Source organism: Streptomyces sp. P6-2-1 (genome assembly GCF_050613165.1).
GTDB lineage: Bacteria > Actinomycetota > Actinomycetes > Streptomycetales > Streptomycetaceae > Streptomyces.
Genome location: NZ_CP192513.1, coordinates 1,226,197 through 1,247,477 on the forward strand (window position 1 = coordinate 1,226,197; position 21,281 = coordinate 1,247,477).

General features: G+C 73.4%; 20 protein-coding genes. 16 read left to right on the top strand and 4 right to left on the bottom strand.

Features of this window, described 5'->3' with window-relative positions:
* Positions 1–31 precede the first annotated feature (31 nt).
* The 6 genes from ACQYWQ_RS05455 (at position 32) to ACQYWQ_RS05480 (ending at position 7,064) form a co-directional block, all read left to right on the top strand.
* Positions 32–1,255 carry an MFS transporter gene (locus tag ACQYWQ_RS05455; protein ID WP_431032746.1) on the top strand — a complete coding sequence of 408 codons (1,224 nt, stop codon included), beginning with the start codon at positions 32–34 and terminating at the stop codon, positions 1,253–1,255.
* A 457-nt stretch (positions 1,256–1,712) separates the two neighbouring features.
* A complete protein-coding gene (locus ACQYWQ_RS05460; protein ID WP_431032747.1) occupies positions 1,713–2,624 on the top strand; it encodes a DeoR/GlpR family DNA-binding transcription regulator in 912 nt (303 codons plus the stop codon).
* Between the two features lie 180 nt (positions 2,625–2,804).
* On the top strand, positions 2,805–4,208 hold the full coding sequence (locus ACQYWQ_RS05465) for an ABC transporter substrate-binding protein (RefSeq protein ID WP_431032748.1): 1,404 nt from the start codon (positions 2,805–2,807) through the stop codon (positions 4,206–4,208).
* A complete protein-coding gene (locus ACQYWQ_RS05470; RefSeq protein WP_431032749.1) occupies positions 4,205–5,182 on the top strand; it encodes a carbohydrate ABC transporter permease in 978 nt (325 codons plus the stop codon). Before ACQYWQ_RS05465 ends, ACQYWQ_RS05470 begins: the two co-directional genes overlap by 4 nt.
* A complete protein-coding gene (locus tag ACQYWQ_RS05475; protein WP_431032750.1) occupies positions 5,179–6,069 on the top strand; it encodes a carbohydrate ABC transporter permease in 891 nt (296 codons plus the stop codon). Before ACQYWQ_RS05470 ends, ACQYWQ_RS05475 begins: the two co-directional genes overlap by 4 nt.
* Positions 6,066–7,064 (top strand): zinc-dependent alcohol dehydrogenase family protein, encoded by a 999-nt coding sequence (locus ACQYWQ_RS05480; protein WP_431032751.1) that lies wholly within the window; start codon positions 6,066–6,068, stop codon positions 7,062–7,064. The genes ACQYWQ_RS05475 and ACQYWQ_RS05480 overlap by 4 nt, the downstream gene beginning before the upstream one ends.
* A gap of 88 nt (positions 7,065–7,152) precedes the next feature.
* Here ACQYWQ_RS05480 and ACQYWQ_RS05485 read toward each other — a convergent pair whose 3' ends face one another.
* The gene (locus ACQYWQ_RS05485; protein ID WP_431032752.1) at positions 7,153–8,049 is read right to left on the bottom strand and encodes a dihydrodipicolinate synthase family protein; all 897 of its coding nucleotides are present in this window, start codon (positions 8,047–8,049) and stop codon (positions 7,153–7,155) included.
* A 71-nt stretch (positions 8,050–8,120) separates the two neighbouring features.
* On the opposite strand from ACQYWQ_RS05485, the gene ACQYWQ_RS05490 reads away from it, so the two are divergent.
* From ACQYWQ_RS05490 to ACQYWQ_RS05500, 3 genes are all read left to right on the top strand, one after another.
* The gene (locus ACQYWQ_RS05490) at positions 8,121–9,026 is read left to right on the top strand and encodes a LysR family transcriptional regulator (RefSeq protein ID WP_431032753.1); all 906 of its coding nucleotides are present in this window, start codon (positions 8,121–8,123) and stop codon (positions 9,024–9,026) included.
* Between the two features lie 118 nt (positions 9,027–9,144).
* Positions 9,145–9,336 carry a hypothetical protein gene (locus tag ACQYWQ_RS05495; protein WP_431032754.1) on the top strand — a complete coding sequence of 64 codons (192 nt, stop codon included), beginning with the start codon at positions 9,145–9,147 and terminating at the stop codon, positions 9,334–9,336.
* A gap of 339 nt (positions 9,337–9,675) precedes the next feature.
* Complete coding sequence (locus ACQYWQ_RS05500; protein WP_431039071.1) at positions 9,676–10,905, top strand: TerD family protein; 1,230 nt, start codon at positions 9,676–9,678, stop codon at positions 10,903–10,905.
* Between the two features lie 51 nt (positions 10,906–10,956).
* Here ACQYWQ_RS05500 and ACQYWQ_RS05505 read toward each other — a convergent pair whose 3' ends face one another.
* Positions 10,957–11,157, bottom strand: coding sequence for a CsbD family protein (locus ACQYWQ_RS05505; RefSeq protein ID WP_431032755.1), 201 nt, complete (start codon positions 11,155–11,157; stop codon positions 10,957–10,959).
* A 161-nt stretch (positions 11,158–11,318) separates the two neighbouring features.
* Between ACQYWQ_RS05505 and ACQYWQ_RS05510 the strand changes: the two genes are divergently transcribed.
* The 3 genes from ACQYWQ_RS05510 to ACQYWQ_RS05520 all read left to right on the top strand — a co-directional run bounded on the left by ACQYWQ_RS05510 (position 11,319) and on the right by ACQYWQ_RS05520 (position 12,951).
* A complete protein-coding gene (locus ACQYWQ_RS05510; RefSeq protein WP_431032756.1) occupies positions 11,319–12,137 on the top strand; it encodes an SDR family NAD(P)-dependent oxidoreductase in 819 nt (272 codons plus the stop codon).
* A gap of 123 nt (positions 12,138–12,260) precedes the next feature.
* Positions 12,261–12,476: a helix-turn-helix domain-containing protein gene (locus ACQYWQ_RS05515; protein ID WP_431032757.1), complete on the top strand. Its 216-nt coding sequence runs from the start codon at positions 12,261–12,263 to the stop codon at positions 12,474–12,476.
* A 7-nt stretch (positions 12,477–12,483) separates the two neighbouring features.
* Complete coding sequence (locus tag ACQYWQ_RS05520) at positions 12,484–12,951, top strand: Clp protease N-terminal domain-containing protein (RefSeq protein WP_431032758.1); 468 nt, start codon at positions 12,484–12,486, stop codon at positions 12,949–12,951.
* Positions 12,952–12,989: 38 nt separating this feature from the next.
* Here the strand turns inward: ACQYWQ_RS05520 and argJ are convergent, their stop codons facing one another.
* Together argJ and ACQYWQ_RS05530 are read right to left on the bottom strand one after the other, a co-directional pair.
* Positions 12,990–14,240: a bifunctional glutamate N-acetyltransferase/amino-acid acetyltransferase ArgJ gene (argJ, locus tag ACQYWQ_RS05525; RefSeq protein ID WP_431032759.1), complete on the bottom strand. Its 1,251-nt coding sequence runs from the start codon at positions 14,238–14,240 to the stop codon at positions 12,990–12,992.
* Between the two features lie 119 nt (positions 14,241–14,359).
* Positions 14,360–15,412: a LacI family DNA-binding transcriptional regulator gene (locus tag ACQYWQ_RS05530; protein WP_431032760.1), complete on the bottom strand. Its 1,053-nt coding sequence runs from the start codon at positions 15,410–15,412 to the stop codon at positions 14,360–14,362.
* Between the two features lie 249 nt (positions 15,413–15,661).
* Between ACQYWQ_RS05530 and ACQYWQ_RS05535 the strand changes: the two genes are divergently transcribed.
* Genes ACQYWQ_RS05535 through ACQYWQ_RS05550 form a run of 4 tightly spaced genes read left to right on the top strand, consistent with a single transcriptional unit; the run spans position 15,662 to position 21,275 of the window.
* Positions 15,662–16,993, top strand: coding sequence for an ABC transporter substrate-binding protein (locus ACQYWQ_RS05535; RefSeq protein WP_431032761.1), 1,332 nt, complete (start codon positions 15,662–15,664; stop codon positions 16,991–16,993).
* Positions 16,994–17,008: 15 nt separating this feature from the next.
* The gene (locus ACQYWQ_RS05540) at positions 17,009–17,974 is read left to right on the top strand and encodes a carbohydrate ABC transporter permease (RefSeq protein ID WP_431032762.1); all 966 of its coding nucleotides are present in this window, start codon (positions 17,009–17,011) and stop codon (positions 17,972–17,974) included.
* Entirely contained in the window at positions 17,971–18,882 is a 912-nt protein-coding gene (locus tag ACQYWQ_RS05545) for a carbohydrate ABC transporter permease (protein ID WP_431032763.1), read from the top strand. The genes ACQYWQ_RS05540 and ACQYWQ_RS05545 overlap by 4 nt, the downstream gene beginning before the upstream one ends.
* Positions 18,879–21,275 carry a glycoside hydrolase family 3 N-terminal domain-containing protein gene (locus ACQYWQ_RS05550; protein WP_431032764.1) on the top strand — a complete coding sequence of 799 codons (2,397 nt, stop codon included), beginning with the start codon at positions 18,879–18,881 and terminating at the stop codon, positions 21,273–21,275. Before ACQYWQ_RS05545 ends, ACQYWQ_RS05550 begins: the two co-directional genes overlap by 4 nt.
* Positions 21,276–21,281 lie beyond the last annotated feature (6 nt).

The following is a 21,281-nucleotide window of genomic DNA, read 5'->3' on the forward strand; positions in this document are numbered from 1 at the left end:
TGAGGGGGCCCTCAGGCCGAGCCTCAGGGCCATGACGAGCGAAACCCCCGGCACCCCCGCGACCCCCGCCACCCCCGACGTGCCCGCCTCCGCACTCCGCACGCTCGCGCGCGACCGTGAGGCCCGGCTCCTGCTCCTCGCCGTCACCGTCTCGGGCCTCGGCAGTTCGGCGCTGTTCCTCGTCGCCGGGGTGTGGGTCAAGGACCTGACGGGCTCGGACGCGCTCGCGGCGCTGTGCGGGCTCGCGCTGTGGCTGCCGAGCCTCACAGGTCCCTGGCTCGGGGCGCTCGCCGACCTGCTGCCCCGGCGGGGGCTGCTCGTGGGGCTCCAGGTGGCGACGGCGCTGCTGCTCGTCCCGCTCCTCGCGTGGGCGGACGGGCCCGGCGGCGTGTGGCTCCTGCTCGCCGTGCTCGTGCTGTACGGGGCGAGCGGCGTCATCGAGGACGCGGCACAGTCCGCGCTCGTCGCCACCGCGCTCGACCCGCGCGCGCTCGGCTCCTTCAACGGGCTGCGGATGACGGCCAACGAGGGCATGAAGCTGCTCGCGCCGCTCGCCGGGGCGGGGGTGTACACGCTGTGGGGCGGCCCCCGCGTGGTCCTCGTCGACGCGTGCACGTTCCTCGTGGCGGCACTGGTCTACGCGCGAGTACGGGCACGGGTGGCGGCTCCCCCGCTTCGGCGCGCGGCCCCCCGCTTCCTGCCGCGCGTGCCCGCCCCGCGCCGCCTCGTCCTCGCGGCGGGCGCCGCGATGGCGCTCTCGGGCACCGCTTCGGCGAGCGGCTACGGGCTCATGGCGGCGATGGGCCTGCCGGCCGCGTGGCTCGGCGTGACCTCGGCGGCGCAGGGCGCGGGCTCGGTCGTGTCCGGGCTGTGCGCGGGCGCGCTGCTCGGACGACTCGGCCCGGCCCGTACGACCGCGCTCGGCCTCGCGCTGTGGGCGGCGGGCGCCGCGCTCCACTCCCTCGCCCACCCGGCGGCCTCCCTGCTGGGCGCACCACTGTGCGGCCTCGGCCTGCCCCTGCCCCTCGTCGCGGCGGCGACGGAGGTCCAGAAACGCGCCCCTGCGCACCTTCTGGGCCGCGCCGCGGCCACCGCGAACACGGTCATGTTCGCCCCGACGGCACTCGGCCAGGGCGCGGGAGCTGCCCTGGTCACGGTCCTGGACCCGCGCGCCCAGTTCCTGGGCACGTCGCTGCTCGCGGCGGCGACGGCCCTGCTGGTCCCCTTCAGGGCCCCGGGCGCGGGCCGCCGCTGACCCCGTCATGCGACTGCTCGGGCCCGCCGCCCCCGCCCCCGCCGTCCCCGGCCTCCGGCCCCCGGCCCCCGGGGGGATCGCCGTCTCCGGCCACGGTGGACGCCTCGGGCCCGCCCTCAGGCTCGCGCGTCGCCGTTCGGGCGGCCGCCGCAGGCCACCGCCCGGCCCCGCCCCGCACCCCGTACGGGCACGACCCGGGCCACCGCTCACCCCCGAACGGGCATCCCGGCCCGCCCGTTCCGGGCCCCGTGGGCACCGAAAGGCCAGCTCACCCCGTATCGCCGCCCCCGAAGGGAGAGGACTCGTACGGGCCCAAGCGGGCAGGATTCCCCCCGTGCCGCGCCTGTTCGGGCACCGGCACGGCCACTACAACTCTGCGTACGGCCCGAACGGGCGGCGGCGTGCGAGCGCCGGGCGTCCCGGTCAGGGCCGGTGACCACCGAAAGGCGAGGCGGCGATGACGGCGCTCCACCAAGGGGCCGACACCCCACAGTCCGGCACCCCCCGGCCCGGCACCCCCCAGCCGGGCACTCCAGGGCCGGACACCCCGCGGGCCGACCGCCCCCGGGCCGACGCCCCCCGGCCCGGGACGCGGCTCCCCGCCCGGCTCGGCGCCCCCGAGCGCCAGCGCGAGATCGTGCGCGCGGCACGCGAGGACGGCTCGGTCGAAGTGAACGCGCTGGCCACGCACTTGGGCGTGGCCAAGGAGACGGTGCGCAGGGACCTCCAGGCGCTGGAGGACCACGGCCTCGTCCGCCGAACGCACGGCGGCGCGTACCCCGTCGAGAGTTCCGGCTTCGAGACGACGCTCGCCCACCGCACCACGATGCACGTCCCCGAGAAACGCGCCATCGCCCGCGCGGCGGCCGGGCTGCTCCACGACGCCGAGACCGTCTTCGTCGACGAGGGCTTCACGCCGCAGCTCATCGCCGAGGCCCTCCCCCGCGAACGCCCCCTCACCGTCGTCACCGCCTCGCTCTCGACGGCGGGGGCGCTCGCGGCCGACCCGCACATGACGGTGCTGCTCCTCGGCGGCCGCGTCCGGGCGGGAACGCTCGCGACGGTGGAGCACTGGGCGACGCGGATGCTCTCGGGGTTCGTGCTCGACCTGGCCTTCATCGGCGCCAACGGCATCTCGCGCGAGCACGGCCTCACGACGCCGGACCCGGCCGTCGCCGAGGTGAAGCGGCAGGCGGTACGGGCGGCCAGGCGGCGTGTCTTCGCGGGCGTGCACACGAAGTTCGGCGCCGCCGGGTTCTGCCGCTTCGCCGCGATCCCCGACCTCGACACGATCGTCACCAACGCCCGCCTCCCCACCGCCGAGGCCCACCGCTACGCCCAGCTCGGCCCCCAGGTCCTCCGCGTCTGACACCCCGTACCCCGGCACCCCCGGAAACACCCGGTCGAGAAGCCCCGCAAGAAGCCCCACAAGACCCACAAGACCCGCGAGAAGCCCCGCGAGAAGCCCCACAAGACCCACAAGACCCGCGAGAAGCCCCGCAAGAAGTCCCGCACCACCGATCCCCACTCACCCACCTACGGAGTCGCCATGCGCCTTCCGAGCCGCCGCCGGCCACCCGGGACCCCCCGGACCCTCCGCCGCACCGGCACGCGCCCCCGCCCCGCCCTCGCCCTCCTCGCCACGAGCGCCCTCCTCCTCAGCGGTTGCTGGGCGGGCGCGGGCGGCGCGGGCTCCGGCGGGGACTCGATCAACGTCCTCATGGTCAACAACCCGCAGATGGTGGAGCTTCAGAAGCTCACGAAGGCGCACTTCACCAAGGACACGGGCATCAAGGTGAACTTCACCGTGCTGCCCGAGAACGACGTGCGCGACAAGATCAGCCAGGACTTCGCCAACCAGGCGGGTCAGTACGACGTCGCGACGCTCTCGAACTACGAGATCCCCATCTACGCCCGCAACGGCTGGCTCCACGACCTCGACGGCTACGTCGCCGGGTCCCCCTCGTACGACCAGGACGACATCCTCCGGCCGATGCGCGAATCGCTCACCGGCGACGACGGGAAGCTGTACGGGGAGCCGTTCTACGGCGAGTCGTCGATGCTCATGTACCGCAAGGACGTGCTCGCCGAGAAGGGCCTGACGATGCCCGCGCACCCGACGTGGCAGCAGGTCGCGGACATCGCCGCGAAGGTCGACGGCGCGAAGCCGGGGATGCGCGGTATCTGCCTGCGCGGGCTGCCGGGCTGGGGCGAGCTGATCGCGCCGCTCACGACGGTCGTCAACACCTTCGGCGGCACGTGGTTCGCGAAGGACTGGTCGGCGCGGCTCGGCGACAAGGAGTTCCGCGAGGCGGCGAAGTTCTACGTCGACCTCGTGCGCGAGCACGGCGAGTCGGGCGCGGCGCAGTCCGGTTTCGCCGAGTGCCTCAACAACCTGACGCAGGGCAAGACGGCGATGTGGTACGACGCGACCTCGGGCGCGGGCTCGCTCGAAGCGGCGAAGTCCCCGGTCAAGGGCAAGATCGGCTACGCGCCCGCGCCCGTGGTGAAGACGAAGTCGTCCGGCTGGCTCTACACGTGGGCCTTCGGCCTCCAGAAGGCCTCGCGGAACGCCGACAAGGGCTGGAAGTTCATGGAGTGGGCGACGGGCAAGGAGTACGAGTCGCTCGTCGGCAAGACGTACGGCTGGGCGAACGTGCCCGCGGGCAAGCGCGCGTCCACGTACGAGCTGCCCGCGTACCGCGAGGAGGCCGGCGCCTTCGCCGACGTCACGCGCGACGCGATCGCGGCGGCGAAGCCCCGCGACCCGGGCGTCCAGCCGCGCCCGGCCCCCGGCATCCAGTTCGTCGGCATCCCCGAGTTCACCGACCTCGGCACGAAGGTCTCCCAGGAACTCAGCTCCGCGATAGCGGGCCGCAAGTCCGTGGACGCGGCGCTCGACGCATCCCAGAAACTCGCCGCCGAGGTGTCGAAGGAGTACGAGGGACGATGACGACCGCCACCGCGACACCACCGACACCGCCCACCCCGCCGACACCGCCGTCCGCCGCGCCCGCGCACGACAGGGACGCCGCCCGCCGCTCCCGCCTCCGGGCCTGGGCGACCCGCGCCCCGCTGCTGCCCGCCCTCGTCTTCATGATCGTCGTGACGCAACTCCCCTTCGTCGCGACGCTCGTGATCTCGCTCTTCGACTGGAACGCGCTCTACCCGGACGCGCGCAGCTTCACGTGGTTCAGCAACTACGGGGACGTGCTGAGCGATCCGGACCTGCGCAAGTCCGTGCTCACGACGATCGTCCTGACCGTCTCCGTCGTGCTCGTGAGCCTCGTCCTCGGGCTCGGTCTCGCGCTGCTGCTCGACCGGAGGTTCAAGGGGCGCGGATTCGTCCGTACGCTGCTCATCGCGCCGTTCCTGCTGGTGCCCGTCGCGGCGGCGCTGCTGTGGAAGCACGTGCTGTTCAACCCGGAGTACGGGCTCTTCAACGGCGTCCTGCACTGGATCGGCGGCGACGGGGCGCCGCAACCGGACTGGGTGTCGAACACGCCGCTCCTCGCCGTCGAGGCGAGCCTCGTGTGGCAGTGGACGCCGTTCATGATGCTCATCCTGCTCGCGGGGCTCCAGAGCCGCTCGCCGGAACTCATCGAGGCGGCACGCATGGACGGCGCGGGGGCCTGGCAGATCTTCCGCCACCTGACGCTGCCGCACCTGCGCCGCTACCTCGAACTCGGCGCGCTGCTCGGCTCGATCTACATCGTGCAGAACTTCGACGCCGTCTTCACGCTCACGTCCGGCGGCCTCGGCACCGCGAACCTCCCGTACACCGTCTACCAGACCTTCTACCAGGCGCACGAGAACGGGCTCGCCTCGGCGGGCGGGGTCCTCGTCGTCATCGGTTCGCTGATCCTCGCGACCTTCGTCCTGCGGGTCGTCTCGTCGCTCTTCCGTGAGGAGGTGGGCCGCTCATGAGCACGGCCACCGCTGACCTGCCCCGTACGACACCGGCGGCGAAGCCCGTACGCGCCCCGCGCGGCCCCCGCCGTCGCGGCGGCGCGCTCGGGCTGCTCGCCTGGCTGCTCGGCATCCTGTTCTTCCTGCCGATCGCCTGGATGCTCCTCACCTCCTTCCACTCGGAGCCCGACGCGGCGAAGAACCCGCCCGCGCTCGGCGCCTCGCTGACCCTCGACGCGTACCGCGACTTCTTCGGCAGCGGCGGCGGCGCGAGCCCGTGGCCCGCGCTCATCAACTCGGCGGTCGCCTCGCTCGCTTCGACGCTGCTCGTCCTGGTGCTCGCGCTGCCCGCCGCGTACGCGCTGTCGCTGCGGCCGGTACGGAAGTGGACGGACGTCCTGTTCTTCTTCCTGTCGACGAAGATGCTCCCCATCGTCGCGGGGCTCCTGCCCATCTACCTCTTCGCGAAGAACACGGGTTTCCTCGACAACATCTGGCTGCTCGTCATCCTCTACACGTCGATGAACCTGCCGATCGCCGTGTGGATGATGCAGTCCTTCCTCGCCGAGGTCCCGACCGCGCTCATCGAGGCGGCGCAGCTCGACGGGGCGCGCCTCCCGACGATCCTCGCGCGGGTCGTCGCCCCGATCGCGCTGCCGGGGATCGCCGCGACGTCCCTGATCTGCTTCATCTTCAGCTGGAACGAACTCCTCTTCGCACGGGTGCTCTCCGGCGTCGTCGCCGAGACCGCGCCCGTCTTCCTGACCGGCTTCATCACGAGTCAGGGCCTGTTCCTGGCGAAGGTGTGCGCCGCGTCGCTCGTCATCTCCCTGCCGGTGCTCGCCGCAGGGTTCGCCGCCCAGGACAAACTCGTCCAGGGCCTGTCGCTGGGAGCCGTCAAGTGAAGGCAGCCGTCATCGAATCCGTCGGGAACGCCGTCGTCACGGAGGTCCCCGACCCCACCCCGGGACCGCGCCAGGTCGTCGTGGAGGTCGCTGCCTGCGGGCTGTGCGGGACCGATCTGCACATCCTCCAGGGCGAGTTCGCGCCGACGCTCCCTGTCGTGCCCGGCCACGAGTTCGCGGGGACGGTCGTCGCGCTCGGGAGCGAGGTCGCGGAGCTGCGCACAGGTGACCGGGTCGCCGTCGACCCGTCCCTGTACTGCTACGAGTGCCGCTACTGCCGTACGGGGCACAACAACCTGTGCGAGCGCTGGGCCGCGATCGGCGTCACGACGACGGGCGGCGCTGCGCAGTACGCGGTCGCTCCCGTCGCCAACTGCGTCAAGCTCCCCGAGCACGTCCGCACGCAGGACGCCGCGCTCATCGAACCCCTGTCGTGCGCGGTGCGCGGCTACGACGTCCTCAAGTCCCAGCTCGGCGCGCACGTCCTCATCTACGGCTCCGGCACGATGGGCCTGATGATGCTGGAACTCGCCAAGCGGACGGGCGCGGTCGCGGTGGACGTCGTCGACCTCAACGAGGAACGTCTCAAGACCGCCTCGCACCTCGGCTGCTCCGCGACGGCGACGAGCCCCGACGCCCTGGACCGGCCCGGCGGCTGGGACCTCGTGGTCGACGCGACGGGCAACGCGGCGGCGATCCAGGACGGCCTGAGCCGCGTCGCGAAGGCGGGCACGTTCCTCCAGTTCGGCGTCGCGGACTACGCGACGACGGCGACGATCGAGCCGTACCGCATCTACAACCAGGAGATCACCATCACGGGCTCAATGGCCGTCCTCCACAGCTACGAACGCGCGGCGGAACTCTTCGCGACGGGCCTCCTCGACCCGGAGGTCTTCATCAGCGACAGGCTCCCGCTGAGCGCGTACCCGCAGGCGCTGGAGAAGTTCGCCTCCGGAGTGGGGCGGAAGATCGTGGTGGAGCCGGGGATGGGGTGAGGGGGTGAGAGGCGCGGAGTGAGGGAGGGGTGAGAGGGGCGGGGGCGGGGGCGGAGCCGGTGCGGTCGTCCGGCCATTCGAGCGAGCGTCAGCCGTACGCCTCCACCTCGTCAAGCCGCGCCAGCGCCGCCTTCACCGTCTCCCCCGGCGCGGGCAGCAGCGGGAGGCGGACCGCGGGACTCGGGATGCGGCCGCGCGCGTGGAGGACGGCCTTGAGGACGGTGGGGCTGGGGGCCGCGAAGAGGCTCTCGGAGAGACGGGAGAGGTGGTGGCCGAGGGGACGGGCGCGGTGGGCGTCGCCCGCGTGCCAGGCCGCCGCGAGGTCCGCGTACGCGCGGGTCGCGAGGTGCGCCGAGGCGAGGACCGCGCCCTCGGCGCCGAGCGCGAGCAGCGCGGAGGCGTACACGTCGTCGCCCGCGAGGACCGCGAAACCGGCGGGCCGCGCGCCGAGGAGCGCCACCGCGTCCTCGGTGACGCCCCCGGCCGCGTACTTGACCCCGGCGACGCCGGGCAGCGCGCCGATCTCCCGCAGCGTCGCCGCGCTCAGCTCCTGACCCGTGCGGTACGGGATGTGGTAGACGAGCAGCGGTACGGGGCTCGACGCGGCCAGTTCGGCGAAGTGCGCGAGGACGCCCGCCTCTCCTGGGCGCGTGAAGGAGGGGACGGGGACGAGCGCGGCGACGGCCTCGGGGACGTCGGCGAGCGCGGCGAGCGCCGTACGGCTCGCGGCGGTGGCGCTGCCGCCCGCGCCGACGGTGAGGGGGACGCCGCGCACGCGGACGACGCGGGCGGTGACGGCCAGGACGGTGGCGCGTTCGGCGGCGTCGAGCGTCGCGGCCTCGGCGGTCGTGCCGAGCGCGAGGAGCCCGGCGGCGCCCTCGTCGAGCACGTCGTGGGCGAGGCGTTCGAGCGCGTCCGTGTCGAGCGCGCCGTCGGGGGCGAAGGGCGTGACGAGCGGGATGTGGAGACCGGAGAGGGGAGTCATGTGCCGATCGTCGGCGCCGGGCGCCCGGGCGGTCCAGCGGGAAGAACTGACGGTGCTCGTAAGCTGAGCCGATGCTCAACCCGCACCAGTTGCGCCTGCTGCGCGAGCTGTCCAGGCGCGGGACGATCGCGGCGGTGGCGAAGGCGCTCGCGTACAGTCCTTCGGCCGTCTCGCAACAGCTGTCGCTCCTCGAAAGGACCACCGGGACCGCGCTGTTCGCGCGCGAGGGCCGCAGGATCACGCTCACCCCGACGGGCGCGCGGCTCGTTTCGCACGCGGAGGTGATCCTCGCGCACCTGGAGGCGGCGGAGGCCGAACTGAGCGCGCACCGGGGCGAGGAGGCGCCGCTGCGGGCCGGTTTCTCGCCCTCGGCGGCGCGCGCGCTCGCCGCGCCGGTCTTCGCCGCGCTCCGTTCGAGCCACCCCGGACTCACGCTGTGGGTACGGGAGATCGACCCCGCCGACGCGGGCCACGCGGTCCGTTCGGGCGGCCTCGACGTGGCGCTCGTGCACACGTACGAGGGCTTCGCGCACCCCCCGGAGCCGGGCCTCGCGACGGAGCACCTCTTCAGCGAGCCGATGCTCTTCGCGGCGCCGAAGGGGAGTGCGAGCGGGACGACGGGCGATCCGGTACGCGACCACGCCGCGACGCCGTGGGTGCTCCCCGCCGATGACACCCTGTGCCACGCGGTCGTGACGCGGCTCGGCGAGTCGAGCGGCGTACGGATCGAGTCCTGGCACCGCGTCGACGACTACGACACGACGCTGCGGCTCGTCGCCGTGGGCGCGGGCGTCGCCGTCGTCCCCGCCTCGGCGGCGGCCGCTCCCCCGCCCGGCGTCCGTCTCACCCCGCTCCCCCTCGCCCGCCACAGCCACCTCGCGACCCGCGCGGGCGCCACGGCGCACCCTTCGGCGCGGGCGTTCGTGGGTGCGCTGCGGGAGGTGCGGGAGACAGGGGAGACAGGGGAGGCGGGTTAGCGGGCGGCGACAGCGGCGGGCCGGGCGTCCCCCGTTCGGCCCGCACGACCGCGACCGGATGGCGCGAGGGCGTTTTCCGGGGCGACAGGCAAGCAGCACCGCTTCGCGAGGAGTGCCGATGGGCATCAAGGACGAGTTCGAGTACAGGGCGAAGGATCTCGCCGACGCGGCCAGGTCGGCGAGGGAGGCCGAGGACCCGCGCGACATCGAGGCCCGGCGGGCCGCCGCGCAGGCGGCTCTTGAGGCCGAACGCGCGCAGGAGGAGGAGAGCGCGAGCGAGGACGAACGGTCCGGTACGTCCGCCGGCTGACGAGCCGCCCGCCACGGGTGTCCCCGGGGGCAGCCGTGGCGGGGGCGGGGGCCGTGGTGAGGGCCGTGGTGAGGGCGGTGGTGAGGGCGGTGGTGAGGGCGGTGGTGAGGGCGGTGGTGAGGGCGGTGGTGAGGGCGGTGGTGAGGGCCGTGGCCGGGGCTGGTCCTTCGCCCCGGCCTCCCCGGCCCCGGCCCCCGCCACGGCCCTCCCCACCCCCGGCTCTCGCCCCCGGCCCTCGCCCCGCCGGCCCTCGCGCCGCCCCGCTGAGCCGTCCGGTGAGAAAATCGCGGGTAAGGGAACGGCAAAGTGGGGTCGTTCGTTGAGGCTGACATGACCGCAATGACCCCTGGCTCGAACATCCCCCTCAGCGCCGCCCGTGTGGCGGTCGACGTGACCGCTCCGGTGCGGCTCGACGTCTCGGGCCTGCTCCTCACCGCCGACGGCAAAGTGCGCTCGGACGACGACTTCATCTTCTACAACCAGCCCTCGGGCCCCGGCGTGACCTACACCTCCGGCGGGGGCACGGCGCCCGACGCGGTCACCGTGGACACGGGTGCGGTGCCCGCCGCGATCGAGAAGATCGTCGTCACCGCGAGCCCCGACGCGGCGGGCCAGACCTTCCAGGGCATCGAGCCGACCGCGACCGTGCGGGACGCGGACAGCGGCGCGGTGCTCGCGACCTTCACGCCCCCGCAGCTCGGCACGGAGACCGCGCTCGTCGTCGTCGAGGTGTACCGCAGGAATGGCGTGTGGAAGGCCCGCGCCGTGGGCCAGGGCTACGCGAACGGGCTGGCGGGGATCGCGACGGACTTCGGCGTGAGCGTCGAGGAGGAGCCGCAGGCCGCGCCCGCCGCACCGCAGGCACCCGCCCCGCCGAGCCCGCCCGCCGCACCGCAGGCACCCGCCGCGCCGAGCGCCCCGTCCGCCCCCGTGGCGGCCCCGGTGGCCCCCGCGCCTTCCGCGCCCCCCGCCCCGCCCGCGCCGGGCGCCGGGAAGATCAACCTGGACAAGGGCCGGGTGAGCCTCCAGAAGAACCAGACGGTCTCGCTCGTCAAGGGCGGTGCCCCGCTGCTCGCCAAGGTCAAGATGGGCCTGGGCTGGGAGCCCGCGTACCGGGGCAAGGACATCGACCTCGACGCCTCGGTCATCGCCTACGGCCCGCAGCGCGATCTCGTCGACGCCTGCTACTTCGGCAAGCTCTCGATCCTCGGCGGCGCGATCAAGCACTCCGGTGACAATCTGACGGGCGAGGGCGCGGGCGACGACGAGGTGATCGTCGTGGACCTGGGCCGCATCCCGCAGGAGGTCACCGGCCTGGTCTTCACGGTGAACTCGTTCACCGGACAGAAGTTCACCGAGGTCGCGAAGGCGTACTGCCGCCTCGTCGACGCGAGGACCGACGAGGAGCTGGTCCGCTTCGACCTCACCAACGCCGAGGCCCGCACGGGCGTCATGATGGCGAAGCTCGTCCGCCAGTTCTCCGGCGAGTGGGACATGACGGCGATGGGCGAGTTCGCGAAGGCCCGTACGGTCCGCGAGATGGTGAAGCCGGCCGCGAAGGCGCTGTGAGCCGGCCACGCGGTGGTGCCCCCGCCCGGGAGCACCACCGCGTGCGGGCGCTCACTTCCGGTCGTCGCCGTTCCCCTTCAGCGAGTCCTTGACGCCCTGGGCCCGGCCCTTGGCCTGGTCCATCGCGTCCTTCGCCCCGCCCTTCGCCTGGTCGGTCTTGCCCTCCGTCTCCTTGCGCCGGTCGCCGGTGAGCTTGCCGACGGCCTCCTTGGCCCTGCCCTTGAGCTTGTCCACGGCGCTTTCGTCGCTCATCGCTCCTCATTCCTTCCGCAGGTACGGCTCTCGCCGACACGAACGTTCAGATTAAGCCTGTTCGCACCTTTTGTCCGTTCGAGCCCCCACCGGACACCCCCCGGGCGGTGTCCGTTCGAGCCCTCACCGGACATCCCCCGGGCGCTCGATACGGTCGGGCGATGAGCGAACAAGCGGACCCCCGGACGAGCGGACAAGCGAACCCCCGTCCCCTCCCCTTCCCCGCCACCGGCCGCCGCGTCCTCGTGACCGGCGCGGGCGGCGGCCTCGGCGCGGTGCTCGCGCGCGCCTTCGCCGCACAGGGCGACACGGTCGCGCTGCACTGCCGTACGCGCGCGAGCGAGGCGCGGGCGACGGCGGCCGGACTGCCCGGCGAGGGGCACGCCGTGGTGCCCGGCGACCTCGCGACACCCGAGGGCGCTGCGGCGGTCGTGGCCACGGCGGCGGAGCGGCTCGGCGGGCTCGACGTGCTCGTCAACAACGCGGCCGTCAACACCCCGCACCCGCCCCTGGAGACGCCGTACGAGGAGTGGGTCGCCGCCTGGCAGGCACACGTCTCGGTCAACCTGCTCGGCACCGCGCACGTGAGCCACCAGGCGGCCCGGCACATGGTCGCGGGCGGGCGCGGGGGGCGGATCGTGAACATCGGCTCGCGCGGCGCCTTCCGTGGCGAGCCCGCGCACCCCGCGTACGGGGCGACGAAGGCGGCCGTGCACGCGCTCGGCCAGTCGCTCGCGGTCGCGCTGGCGCCGCACGGCATCGCGGTCGCCTCGGTCGCCCCCGGCTTCTTCGCGACGGAGCGTGTCGCGCACCGGCTGAGCGGCGCGGAGGGCGAGACGATCCGCGCCCAGAGCCCCTTCGGACGAGTCGCGGAGCCGGCGGAGATCGCGGAGGCGGTCCGCTGGCTCGCCTCCCCCGCGGCCACCTGGGCCTCCGGCACGGTCATGGACCTGAACGGGGCTTCGTACCTGCGGACGTGACGTGAACACCGACCTCGTCGGTCCGGACGTCGTCGGTCCGGACGTCGTCAGTCCGGACGTCGTCAGTCCGGACGTCGTCAGTCCGGGTTGACATCCCCCTTCCGTCAATCCAGACTGACAGGCATGGAAACGGAAGACATTTCCGCGCTTCTCGCGTCGCAGGACCCCGCCGTGGGCCTGCGGGCCGTGGGCGCGCTGCGCAGGCTCGGCGAGCAGGTCGAGGCGGCGGCCGTCGCACGGGCCAGGGAGCAGGGCTGGTCCTGGGAGCAGATCGGGGACGCCCTCGGCGTCTCCCGGCAGTCGGTCCATACCAAGTACGGCCACCAGTACGGAAAGTGAGACGACCATGTTCGAACACTTCACGCCGGGCGCCAAGGCCGCCGTCTCCGACGCGGCGACCGAGGCCGGCAGGCGCGGCGACCGCCGCATCGGCACCGAGCACCTCCTCATCGGCGTGCTCCGGCAGCCGGGCCCCGCCGAGGCCCTGGGCGCCGACGCGGAGTCCGCGCGCGCCACGCTCGACGCGCTCGACCTGGCGGCGCTCGCCGCGCTCGGCATCGACGCGCGCGGGGCCGAGCGCCCGGCGATCCCGGCCTCGCGCAAGCGCACCCCCTTCACCTCGGGCGCCCGCGCGGTCGTCCCGGGCGCGCTGGGCGAGGCGCGGAGTGCGGGCGCCCGGCACATCACGCCCGAACACCTCCTGCTCGCCCTGCTCGACCGTGACCGTCCCGACCCGGCCGCCGACCTCCTGGACAGGCTCGGCGTCGACCGCGCGGGCGTCCGGGCGGGCCTGCGGGGCCCCCGGGAGGCGTAGCGCCTCGGGGCCGCCCGGCGCCCGGCGCCCGGGGGGTCTCACGACGTGTAGTCCGCGTTGATCCGCACGTACCCCGCCGACAGGTCACAGCCGTAGACCGTCGCCTCCGCCTCCCCGATCCCGAGCCCGACGCCGATCGTCACCTCCTCGCGCCGCATGACCTCCGTGAGCGCGGCGAGGGCCGCGGCGCCGGGCTCGGCGGGGTAGACGGGCAGGGCACCGAAGCGGACCGTGACGCGGGCGGGGTCGATGTCCGTGTCGTCCGCGTTCTTGCCGACCGCCATCACGACACGGCCCCAGTTGGGGTCGGCGCCGTGCACGGCGGCCTTCACGAGCGGCGAGTTGACGACGCTCTTGGCCACGCCACGGGCCTGGGCACGGTCGCGCGCGCCGCTCACCTCGACCCGCAGGAGCTTCGTCGCGCCCTCGCCGTCGCGCGCCAACTGCCGTACGAGGTCGAGGCACACCTCCCGCAGGGCCGCAGCGAAGGCGGTCTCGTCGACCGGGCCCGCCGCGCCGTTCGCGAGGACCGCCGCCGTGTCCGACGTCGAGGTATCGGTGTCGACGCTGAGGCAGTGGAAGCTGTCGTCCACGGCCGCGCGCCAGGCCGCGTCGAGCGCGTCGGGGGTGAGCGCCGCGTCCGTGAAGACGTGGGCGAGCATCGTCGCCATGTCGGGCTCCAGCATCCCGACACCCTTCGCGACCCCCACCAACCGCGCGGCCCCGACACGCCGTTCGGCCGTCTTGGGCCGCGTGTCGGTCGTCATCATGGCGCGCGCGACGTCGAGCGGCGCGGCGCCGAAGACGGCGGGTCCCAGCGCGGCGATACGGGTCCTGAGCGCGACCATCGGCAGCGGGCGCCCGATGACGCCGGTCGAGCCGAGCAGCACCTCCCCGGTGGAGGTGCCGAGTACGGGCGCGAGGCGCGCCACGACCTCCGCCGCGTTCCGCTCGCCCTCGGCGCCTGTCGCCACGTTCGCGTTCTGCGCGAGCGTCACGACGGCCCGCAGCCGCCGCCCCGCCGCGTGCGCGCGGCTCAGGAGCACGGCGGGCCCGGCGAAGCGGCTGCGCGTGAACATCGCGGCGCTGACGGCGGGGCGATCCGAGACGACGGCCGAGATGTCGTCCCCCTCGGCCCGCAGGCCGCCGTGAGCGGTGAACGCGCGGAAGCCGAGCGGCCAGGCGAGAGGCGCGCGAGCCGGGGTGGCGAGGGACGGCGCGGGAGCGGGGGTGGCGAAGGAGGGCGCGGGCGCGGCGAGAGGCGCCACGAATGCATGTTCATGCGTCATGGCGCATATGTTTGCATTAGGGACGCGAGGCGTCCACCGGTTCGCTGATACGCGCCGCGGCGCGGCCGCCCGGGGCCCGCGCCCGCCCCGGCCGCAACGGCGCCAGGGACCCGTACCGCTCAGACCCCCGGCGCCCCCGTGCTCCCCCGCACGACCAGCCGCGTTCCCAGTTCGATCCGCGTCTCGCCCTCCTCCTCGCGCCGCAGGCGCAACAGCATGCGGGCCGCCTCCTCCGCCATTTGTTCGAGGGGCTGGTCGACCGTCGTCAGGGCGGGACTCGACCACTGCGCGAGCGGGATGTTGTCGTAGCCGACGACGGAGAGGTCGTGCGGGACGCGCAGGCCGAGGACGCGGGCCGCTTCGAGTACGCCGAGCGCCTGGAGGTCCGAGCCCGCGAAGATCGCGGTGGGGCGGTCGGGGCGGTCCAGGAGGTCGAGGGCGTGCTGGTGGCCCGATGAGACGTGGAAGTCGCCGAAGCGGAGGAGTTCCGGGTCGGGCGTGATGCGGGCCATGTTGTGCGCGGAGCGGAAGCCGTCGAGGCGGGCGAGGGCGCACAGCATGTCCTCGGGCCCGGTGATGACGGCGGTCCTGCGGTGGCCCAGTTCGATGAGGTGGCGGGTCGCCGCGAGGCCGCCCGCCCAGTTCGCCGAGCCGACCGAGGGGACGTCCGGCTCGGGGTCTCCCGCGGGGTCGACGATGACGAAGGGGATCGCCCGTGACCACAGCTTCTTCTTGAGTTCGGCGGGCAGCGTCGAGAAGACGAGGACGACACCGAGCGGGCGGCGGCGCAGGACCCCCTCGACCCAGTCGGCGCCCGGCGAGTGCCGGGTGCCCGTCTCGGTGAGCACGACGCTCATGCCGTGCGCGTTGGCGACGTTCTGCACGCCCCTGATCAGCTCCATCGACCACGTGCTGTCGAGTTCGTGGAAGACGATCTCCAGGAGCGGCGCGTCGGGCGGGGTCGGCGCCGGGCGGCGGTAGCCGTGCTCCTCAAGGAGGTCCTCGACCTTGCGCCGGGTCGGGGCCGCCACATCGGGACGGCCGTTGAGGACTTTCGAAACTGTCGAAAGCGAGACGCCCGCTTGCGCTCCCACCTGGGCCAGCGTGATCCGGCCCGCCCCGCGCTCCTCGGCGCGCGCGGTCTCTGTGCCCTCGGGGCTCTCAGCTCGCATGCACCGAAGGATAGAACACGCCGAATCCCCGGGACAGCGGGGTGATTACGGAGGTACACGGCCCGTGCGGCACGCACGCACGGGCGCGGCCCCGGCCCCGTACCGCCCAGCTCCGTACCGCCGACGCCGCACGCACATAACGGTTTGGTCGCGCTCGTACCCCTCCATTGACCGCTTCCCCGCGCCCTTCTACCGTCCTGGCGCAGAGAACTTTCGGCAAAGATGCCGACACTTTCGAAAGGTCTGTCGATGAAGGCGATGCAGCCGGCGAAGGCGATGAAGTCGATGAAGCCGATGAGGTTCCCCCGCGCGGTCGCCGGGATCGCGGTGCTCGCGCTCGGCATGGGCCTGACCGCCTGTGGCGGGGACAGCGGCTCCTCGGGCGGGAAGCAGGAGTTCCACGTGCTCGTCTACGGCGACGCGGGGAACAAGGTCGAGAAGAAGATCGTCGCCGAGTTCAACAAGACCTCGAAGGTCAAGGCGGTGCTCGACACCATCCCCGGCGCCGACTACCAGCAGAAGCTCCAGACGATCATCAACACCAAGCAGGCGCCCGACGTCTTCTTCAACTGGGGCGGCGGCAGCATCCAGCCCTTCGTGAAGGCGGGCCTGCTCCGCCCGCTCGACGACATGATGGCGAAGGACGCGGGCCTCAAGGACAACTTCCTTCCCTCGGTCCTCAACACCGCGAAAGTGGAGGGGAAGTACTACGGCGTGCCGATGCGCGGCACCCAGCCCGTGCTGCTCTTCCACAACAAGAAGGTCCTCGACGAAGCGGGCGTGAAGCCGCCGACGAGCTGGGACGAGCTGCTCGACGTCGTCAAGGCGCTCAAGGCGAAGAAGGTCACGCCGTTCGCGCTCGGCGGCGGCGACCAGTGGCCCACGCTCATGTGGTTCGAGTACCTCTACGACCGCGTCGCGGGCCCCGAGCTGTTCGAGAAGGCCCTCTCCGGCGACAAGAGCGCGTGGGAGAGCGCCGAGAGCAAGAAGGCCCTGTCGATGCTGCGCGAGCTGGTCGACGCGGGCGCCTTCGGGAGCAACTACGACTCCGTGAAGCAGACCGACCAGGGCACGGCGCAGCTCCTCGCGAGCGGCAAGGCGGCCTTCGAGCTGATGGGCTCCTGGGAGTACTCGACCGTCAAGGAGACGAGCCCCGGCGAGCTGAAGAACATCGGCTGGACCAACTTCCCGAGCGTCGAGGGCGGCAAGGGCGACGCGGCGAACATCGTCGGGAACACGAACAACTTCTACTCGGTCACGAAGAAGGCCGCGCACCCCGACGCCATCGCGAAGTTCCTCGAACTCATGTACTCCGACGACTTCGTCAAGCAGCAGCTCGCGATCGGCAACCTGCCGACCACGACGAACACCGAGCGGTTCCTCGACGAGACCGACGACCCGGCCTACGCGAAGTACCAGCTCGACCTGGTGGGCAAGGCCCCCTCCTTCCAGCTCTCCTGGGACCAGGCGTATCCGCCCGCCAACATCACGCCCATCCACCGCGCCGTCCAGCAGTTCACCAACGGGCAGCTCGACGCCGACGGCTTCATCAAGGCCATGCAGGCCCTCACCACCTCCTGAACGGCGGCAGGAACCGTGACCTCCCCCTCCCCCGCGCCGACGGCGCACCGGGCGGACGCCCCGGCCGCGTCCCCGGCGGGCGGCGCCCGCGGCACGTCCCGGGCCGGGCGGTTCGCCGCCCGCCCGGGCGTCGCCTGGACCCTCCCCGCCGTCGTCTTCTTCACGCTCTTCGCGCTCGTCCCGCTCCTCCTCGTGGCCGTCCTGGCCTTCACCGACTGGAGCGGGCTCGACACCCCGCACTTCAACGGGCTCACCAACTGGCACAAGCTCTTCGACGACCCCGTCCTGCTGCACAGCGTGTGGCTGAGCGTCCTGCTCACGCTGCTCGGCGTCCTCGTGCAGACCCCGCTGAGCATCGCGCTCGGGGTGTGGGCCGCGGGCAAGCAGCGCAACAGGGCCGTCCTGTCCGCGATCTTCTTCGTCCCGCTGCTGCTCTCGGCCACGGCCGTCTCGGTCCTGTGGCGCGCGCTGCTCGACCCCAACTTCGGCATCCCCTCCGAGCTGAGCTGGCTCTTCGGCGACGGGAACCTCTTCGGCAAGCAGTCCACGGCGATCGGCGTGCTCGTCTTCGTCGCCGCCTGGCAGTTCACGCCGCTGCACACGCTCATCTACCAGGGCGCCGCCCGCGCGATCCCCGAAGTCCTCTACCAGGCGGCGGCGATCGACGGGGCGGGCCGCTGGCGGCAGTTCTTCCACGTGACGCTGCCACAGCTGCGCAACTCGGTCATCACCTCGGTGATCCTCATGATCGTCGGCGGTCTCACGACCTTCGACACGGTGCTCATCCTGACGCAGGGCGGCCCGGGGACCGATACGACGATCACCGCGTACTACATGTACGACAAGGCGTTCAAGAGCTTCGACTACGGGACGGGCTCGGCGGTCGCGCTGCTCCTCGTGGTCGTCGCGACGCTCATCTCGCTCGCCGTCGTCCGGCTCTCGGGCTACGACAGGATGACCGGCACCCAGGAGGGGATATGAGCCTCACCGCCTCCCGGAGGACCACCCCGGGCAGGACGCCGGGGACGCGCCCCCCTCGCGCGGGGGCGGCACGCGCCCGTACCCGCCGCCCGGGCGAGCGGCCCAACTTCCTCGCCGGTCTCGGTTCGCTCGTGTGGCTCGTCCTCATCGGGCTGCCGCTGTACGTGCTGCTCGCGGCGACGCTCCAGTCGCGCCCCGACTACCAGAGGAGCGGACCGCTCGGCCTCCCGCGCCACGTCACCCTCGACAACTACCTCAACGTCTTCGACAACGGCTTCGGCCGCTACTTCCTCAACACCGCCGTCGTCACCGTGTGCGTCGTCGCGCTCGTGCTGCTGCTCGTGCCGCCGCTCGCCTTCGCCGTCGTGCGCGGCGCGCGCCCGGGGACGCTGCGCGTCTTCCGGCTCTTCCTGCTCGGGCTCGCCGTGCCCGCGCAGGCCGTCATCATCCCGATGTTCTACGTGATCTCGAAGGCCGGTCTCTACGACAACCTGATCGGGGTGATCCTGCCGACGGCCGCGTTCTGCCTGCCGATCTGCACGCTCATCCTGACCGGCACGATGCGCGAGATCAGCAACGAGCTGTACGAGGCGATGACGCTCGACGGGGCGAGCACGTGGCGGGTCTTCCTGCGGCTCGTGCTGCCGCTCTCGCGCAGCGGGCTCTCGACCGTCGTCGTGTTCTCGGCGCTCCAGGCGTGGAACGGCTTCCTCTTCCCCCTCGTGCTCACCCAGTCCGAGGACACGAAGGTCGTCACGCTCGGCCTCTACAACTTCCAGACCCAGTACGGCGTGGACATTCCCGGGCTGCTCGCCGCCGTCGTCCTCTCCACCCTGCCCGTCCTGCTCGTGTACCTGTTCGCCCGCCGGGCCCTCATCCAGGGGCTGATGGGCGTGGGAGGAAAGTGACCACCCGCGTGACCCCCCAGAAGCCCCGTACGACCCCCGCTCCACGCCCCGAGGCCCCCCGCCTGACCCCCGAGCGCGCGGCCCGCGTCGACGCGCTGCTCACCGCGATGACCCGCGAGGAGAAGGCCGCGCAGCTCTACGGGCTGTGGGTCGGCGCCTCGCCCGAGGGCGGCGAGGTCGCCCCGCACCAGCACGACATGCAGGCCCCGCCCGCGCTCGACGACCTCCTCCCGCACGGACTGGGCCAGCTCACCCGCCCCTTCGGCACCGCCCCCGTCGATCCCGGGCTCGGCGCGCTCTCGCTCCTGCGCACGCAGGCCCGCGTCATCGCGGGCAACCGCTTCGGCATCCCGGCGCTCGCGCACGAGGAGTGCCTCGCCGGTTTCGCCGCCTGGCGCGCCACGACCTTCCCCGTGCCCCTCGCCTGGGGCGCCTCCTTCGACCCCGAGCTGGTCGAGCGGGTCGGCTCGGCGATCGGCGACTCGCTCCGCGCCGTCGGCGTGCACCAAGGGCTCGCGCCCGTGCTCGACGTCGTACGGGACCTGCGGTGGGGACGCGTCGAGGAGACGATCGGCGAGGACCCGTACCTCGTGGGGCGGGTCGGCGCCGCGTACGTGCGCGGGCTCGAATCGGCCGGGATCATCGCGACGCTCAAGCACTTCGCGGGGTACTCGGCCTCGCGCGCGGGCCGCAACCTCGCGCCCGTGTCGATGGGCCCGCGCGAGCGCGCCGACGTCGTCCTGCCGCCCTTCGAGGCGGCGCTGCGCGAGGGCGGCGCGCGCTCCGTCATGCACGCGTACACCGATACGGACGGGGTGCCGAGCGCGGCCGACGAGGCGCTGCTCACCGGGCTGCTCCGCGAGACCTGGGGCTTCGAAGGCACGGTCGTCGCCGACTACTTCGGCATCGCCTTCCTCCAGTCGCTCCACCGCGTCGCGGCCGACCATGCCGAGGCGGCCGCGCTCGCGCTGCGCGCGGGCGTGGACGTCGAACTCCCCACCGTCGACGCCTTCGGCGCCCCGCTCGTCGCCGCGCTCGACGCCGGGCTCGTGGACGAGGCGACGGTGGACCTCGCGGTCCGCAGGGTGCTCCGGCAGAAGGCCGAACTCGGCCTGCTGGACGCGGACTTCGACCCCGTACCGCCCGCCCTGAGCGACCGCGCCGAGCTGAGCCCCGAGGCGGTACGGGGCACGGTGGACCTCGATCCGCCCGCGCACAGGGAGCTGTCGGCGCGGCTCGCCGCCGAGTCCCTGGTCCTGCTGCGCAACGCGGCCCAGGACGGGAGCCCCGTGCTGCCGCTGGCCGCGCCGCGCAGGATCGCGGTCATCGGGCCGCAGGCCGTCGCGCCGCTCGCGGTGCTCGGCTGCTACGCCTTCCCCGTGCACGTCGGGGGCGCGCACCCGGACGTGGCACCCGGCATCGCGCTGCCCACGCTGTACGAGGCGGTGGCCGCCGAGTTCGCCGACAGCGACGTCGTCACCGTGGCCGGGTGCGGGATCGACACCGAGGGCACGGAGGGCTTCGCCGAGGCGCTCGACGCGGCGCGCGGGGCCGATGTGGTGATCGCGGCGCTCGGGGACCGCGCGGGGCTCTTCGGACGGGGCACGAGCGGCGAGGGCTGCGACGCCCCCTCGCTCGCGCTCCCCGGCGTGCAGCAGGAGTTGCTGGACGCGCTGCTCGGCACGGGCACGCCCGTCGTCGGTGTGCTGCTCGCGGGCCGCCCGTACGCCCTCGGCCGCGCCGTGGACGAGGCGGGGGCGCTCGTGCAGGCCTTCTTCCCCGGTCAGGAGGGCACGCGGGCGATAGCGGCACTGCTCAGCGGGCGGGCGGCGCCGTCGGGGCGGCTTCCCGTGAGCGTGCCGCGCACCCCTGACGGGCAGCCCGGCACGTATCTGCGGGCCCCGCTCGCGGGCCCGAGCGAGGTCTCGGCCCTGGACCCGAGCCCCGCCTACCCCTTCGGCCACGGCCTCACGTACACGTCCTTCTCCTGGGCGGACCTGAGCGCCGAGACCCCTCGCGAGGTGCCCACGGACGGCACGGTCCGGCTCGCCCTGACGGTCACGAACACGGGCGAGCGGGCGGGCACGGAAATCGTCCAGGTCTACCTCCACGACCCGGTGGCGAGCGTCGTCCAGCCCGAACAGCGTCTCGTCGGCGCGGTCCGCGTGCCGCTCGCCGCCGGGGCATCGGCCCGCGTGCACGTCGAGATCCCCGCCGACGTGGCCTCCTTCACCGGCCTGGCGGGCCGCCGCGTGGTCGAACCGGGCGCGCTGGAGTTCCGCCTCTCCGCGTCGAGCGCGGACCACCGCCTGCGGTACGGGGTGCGCCTGACGGGCCCCGTGCGCGAGGTGGGACATGAAAGGGAGCTGGGGGCGCGGCTGCGCGTGGAGTGAGCGGCG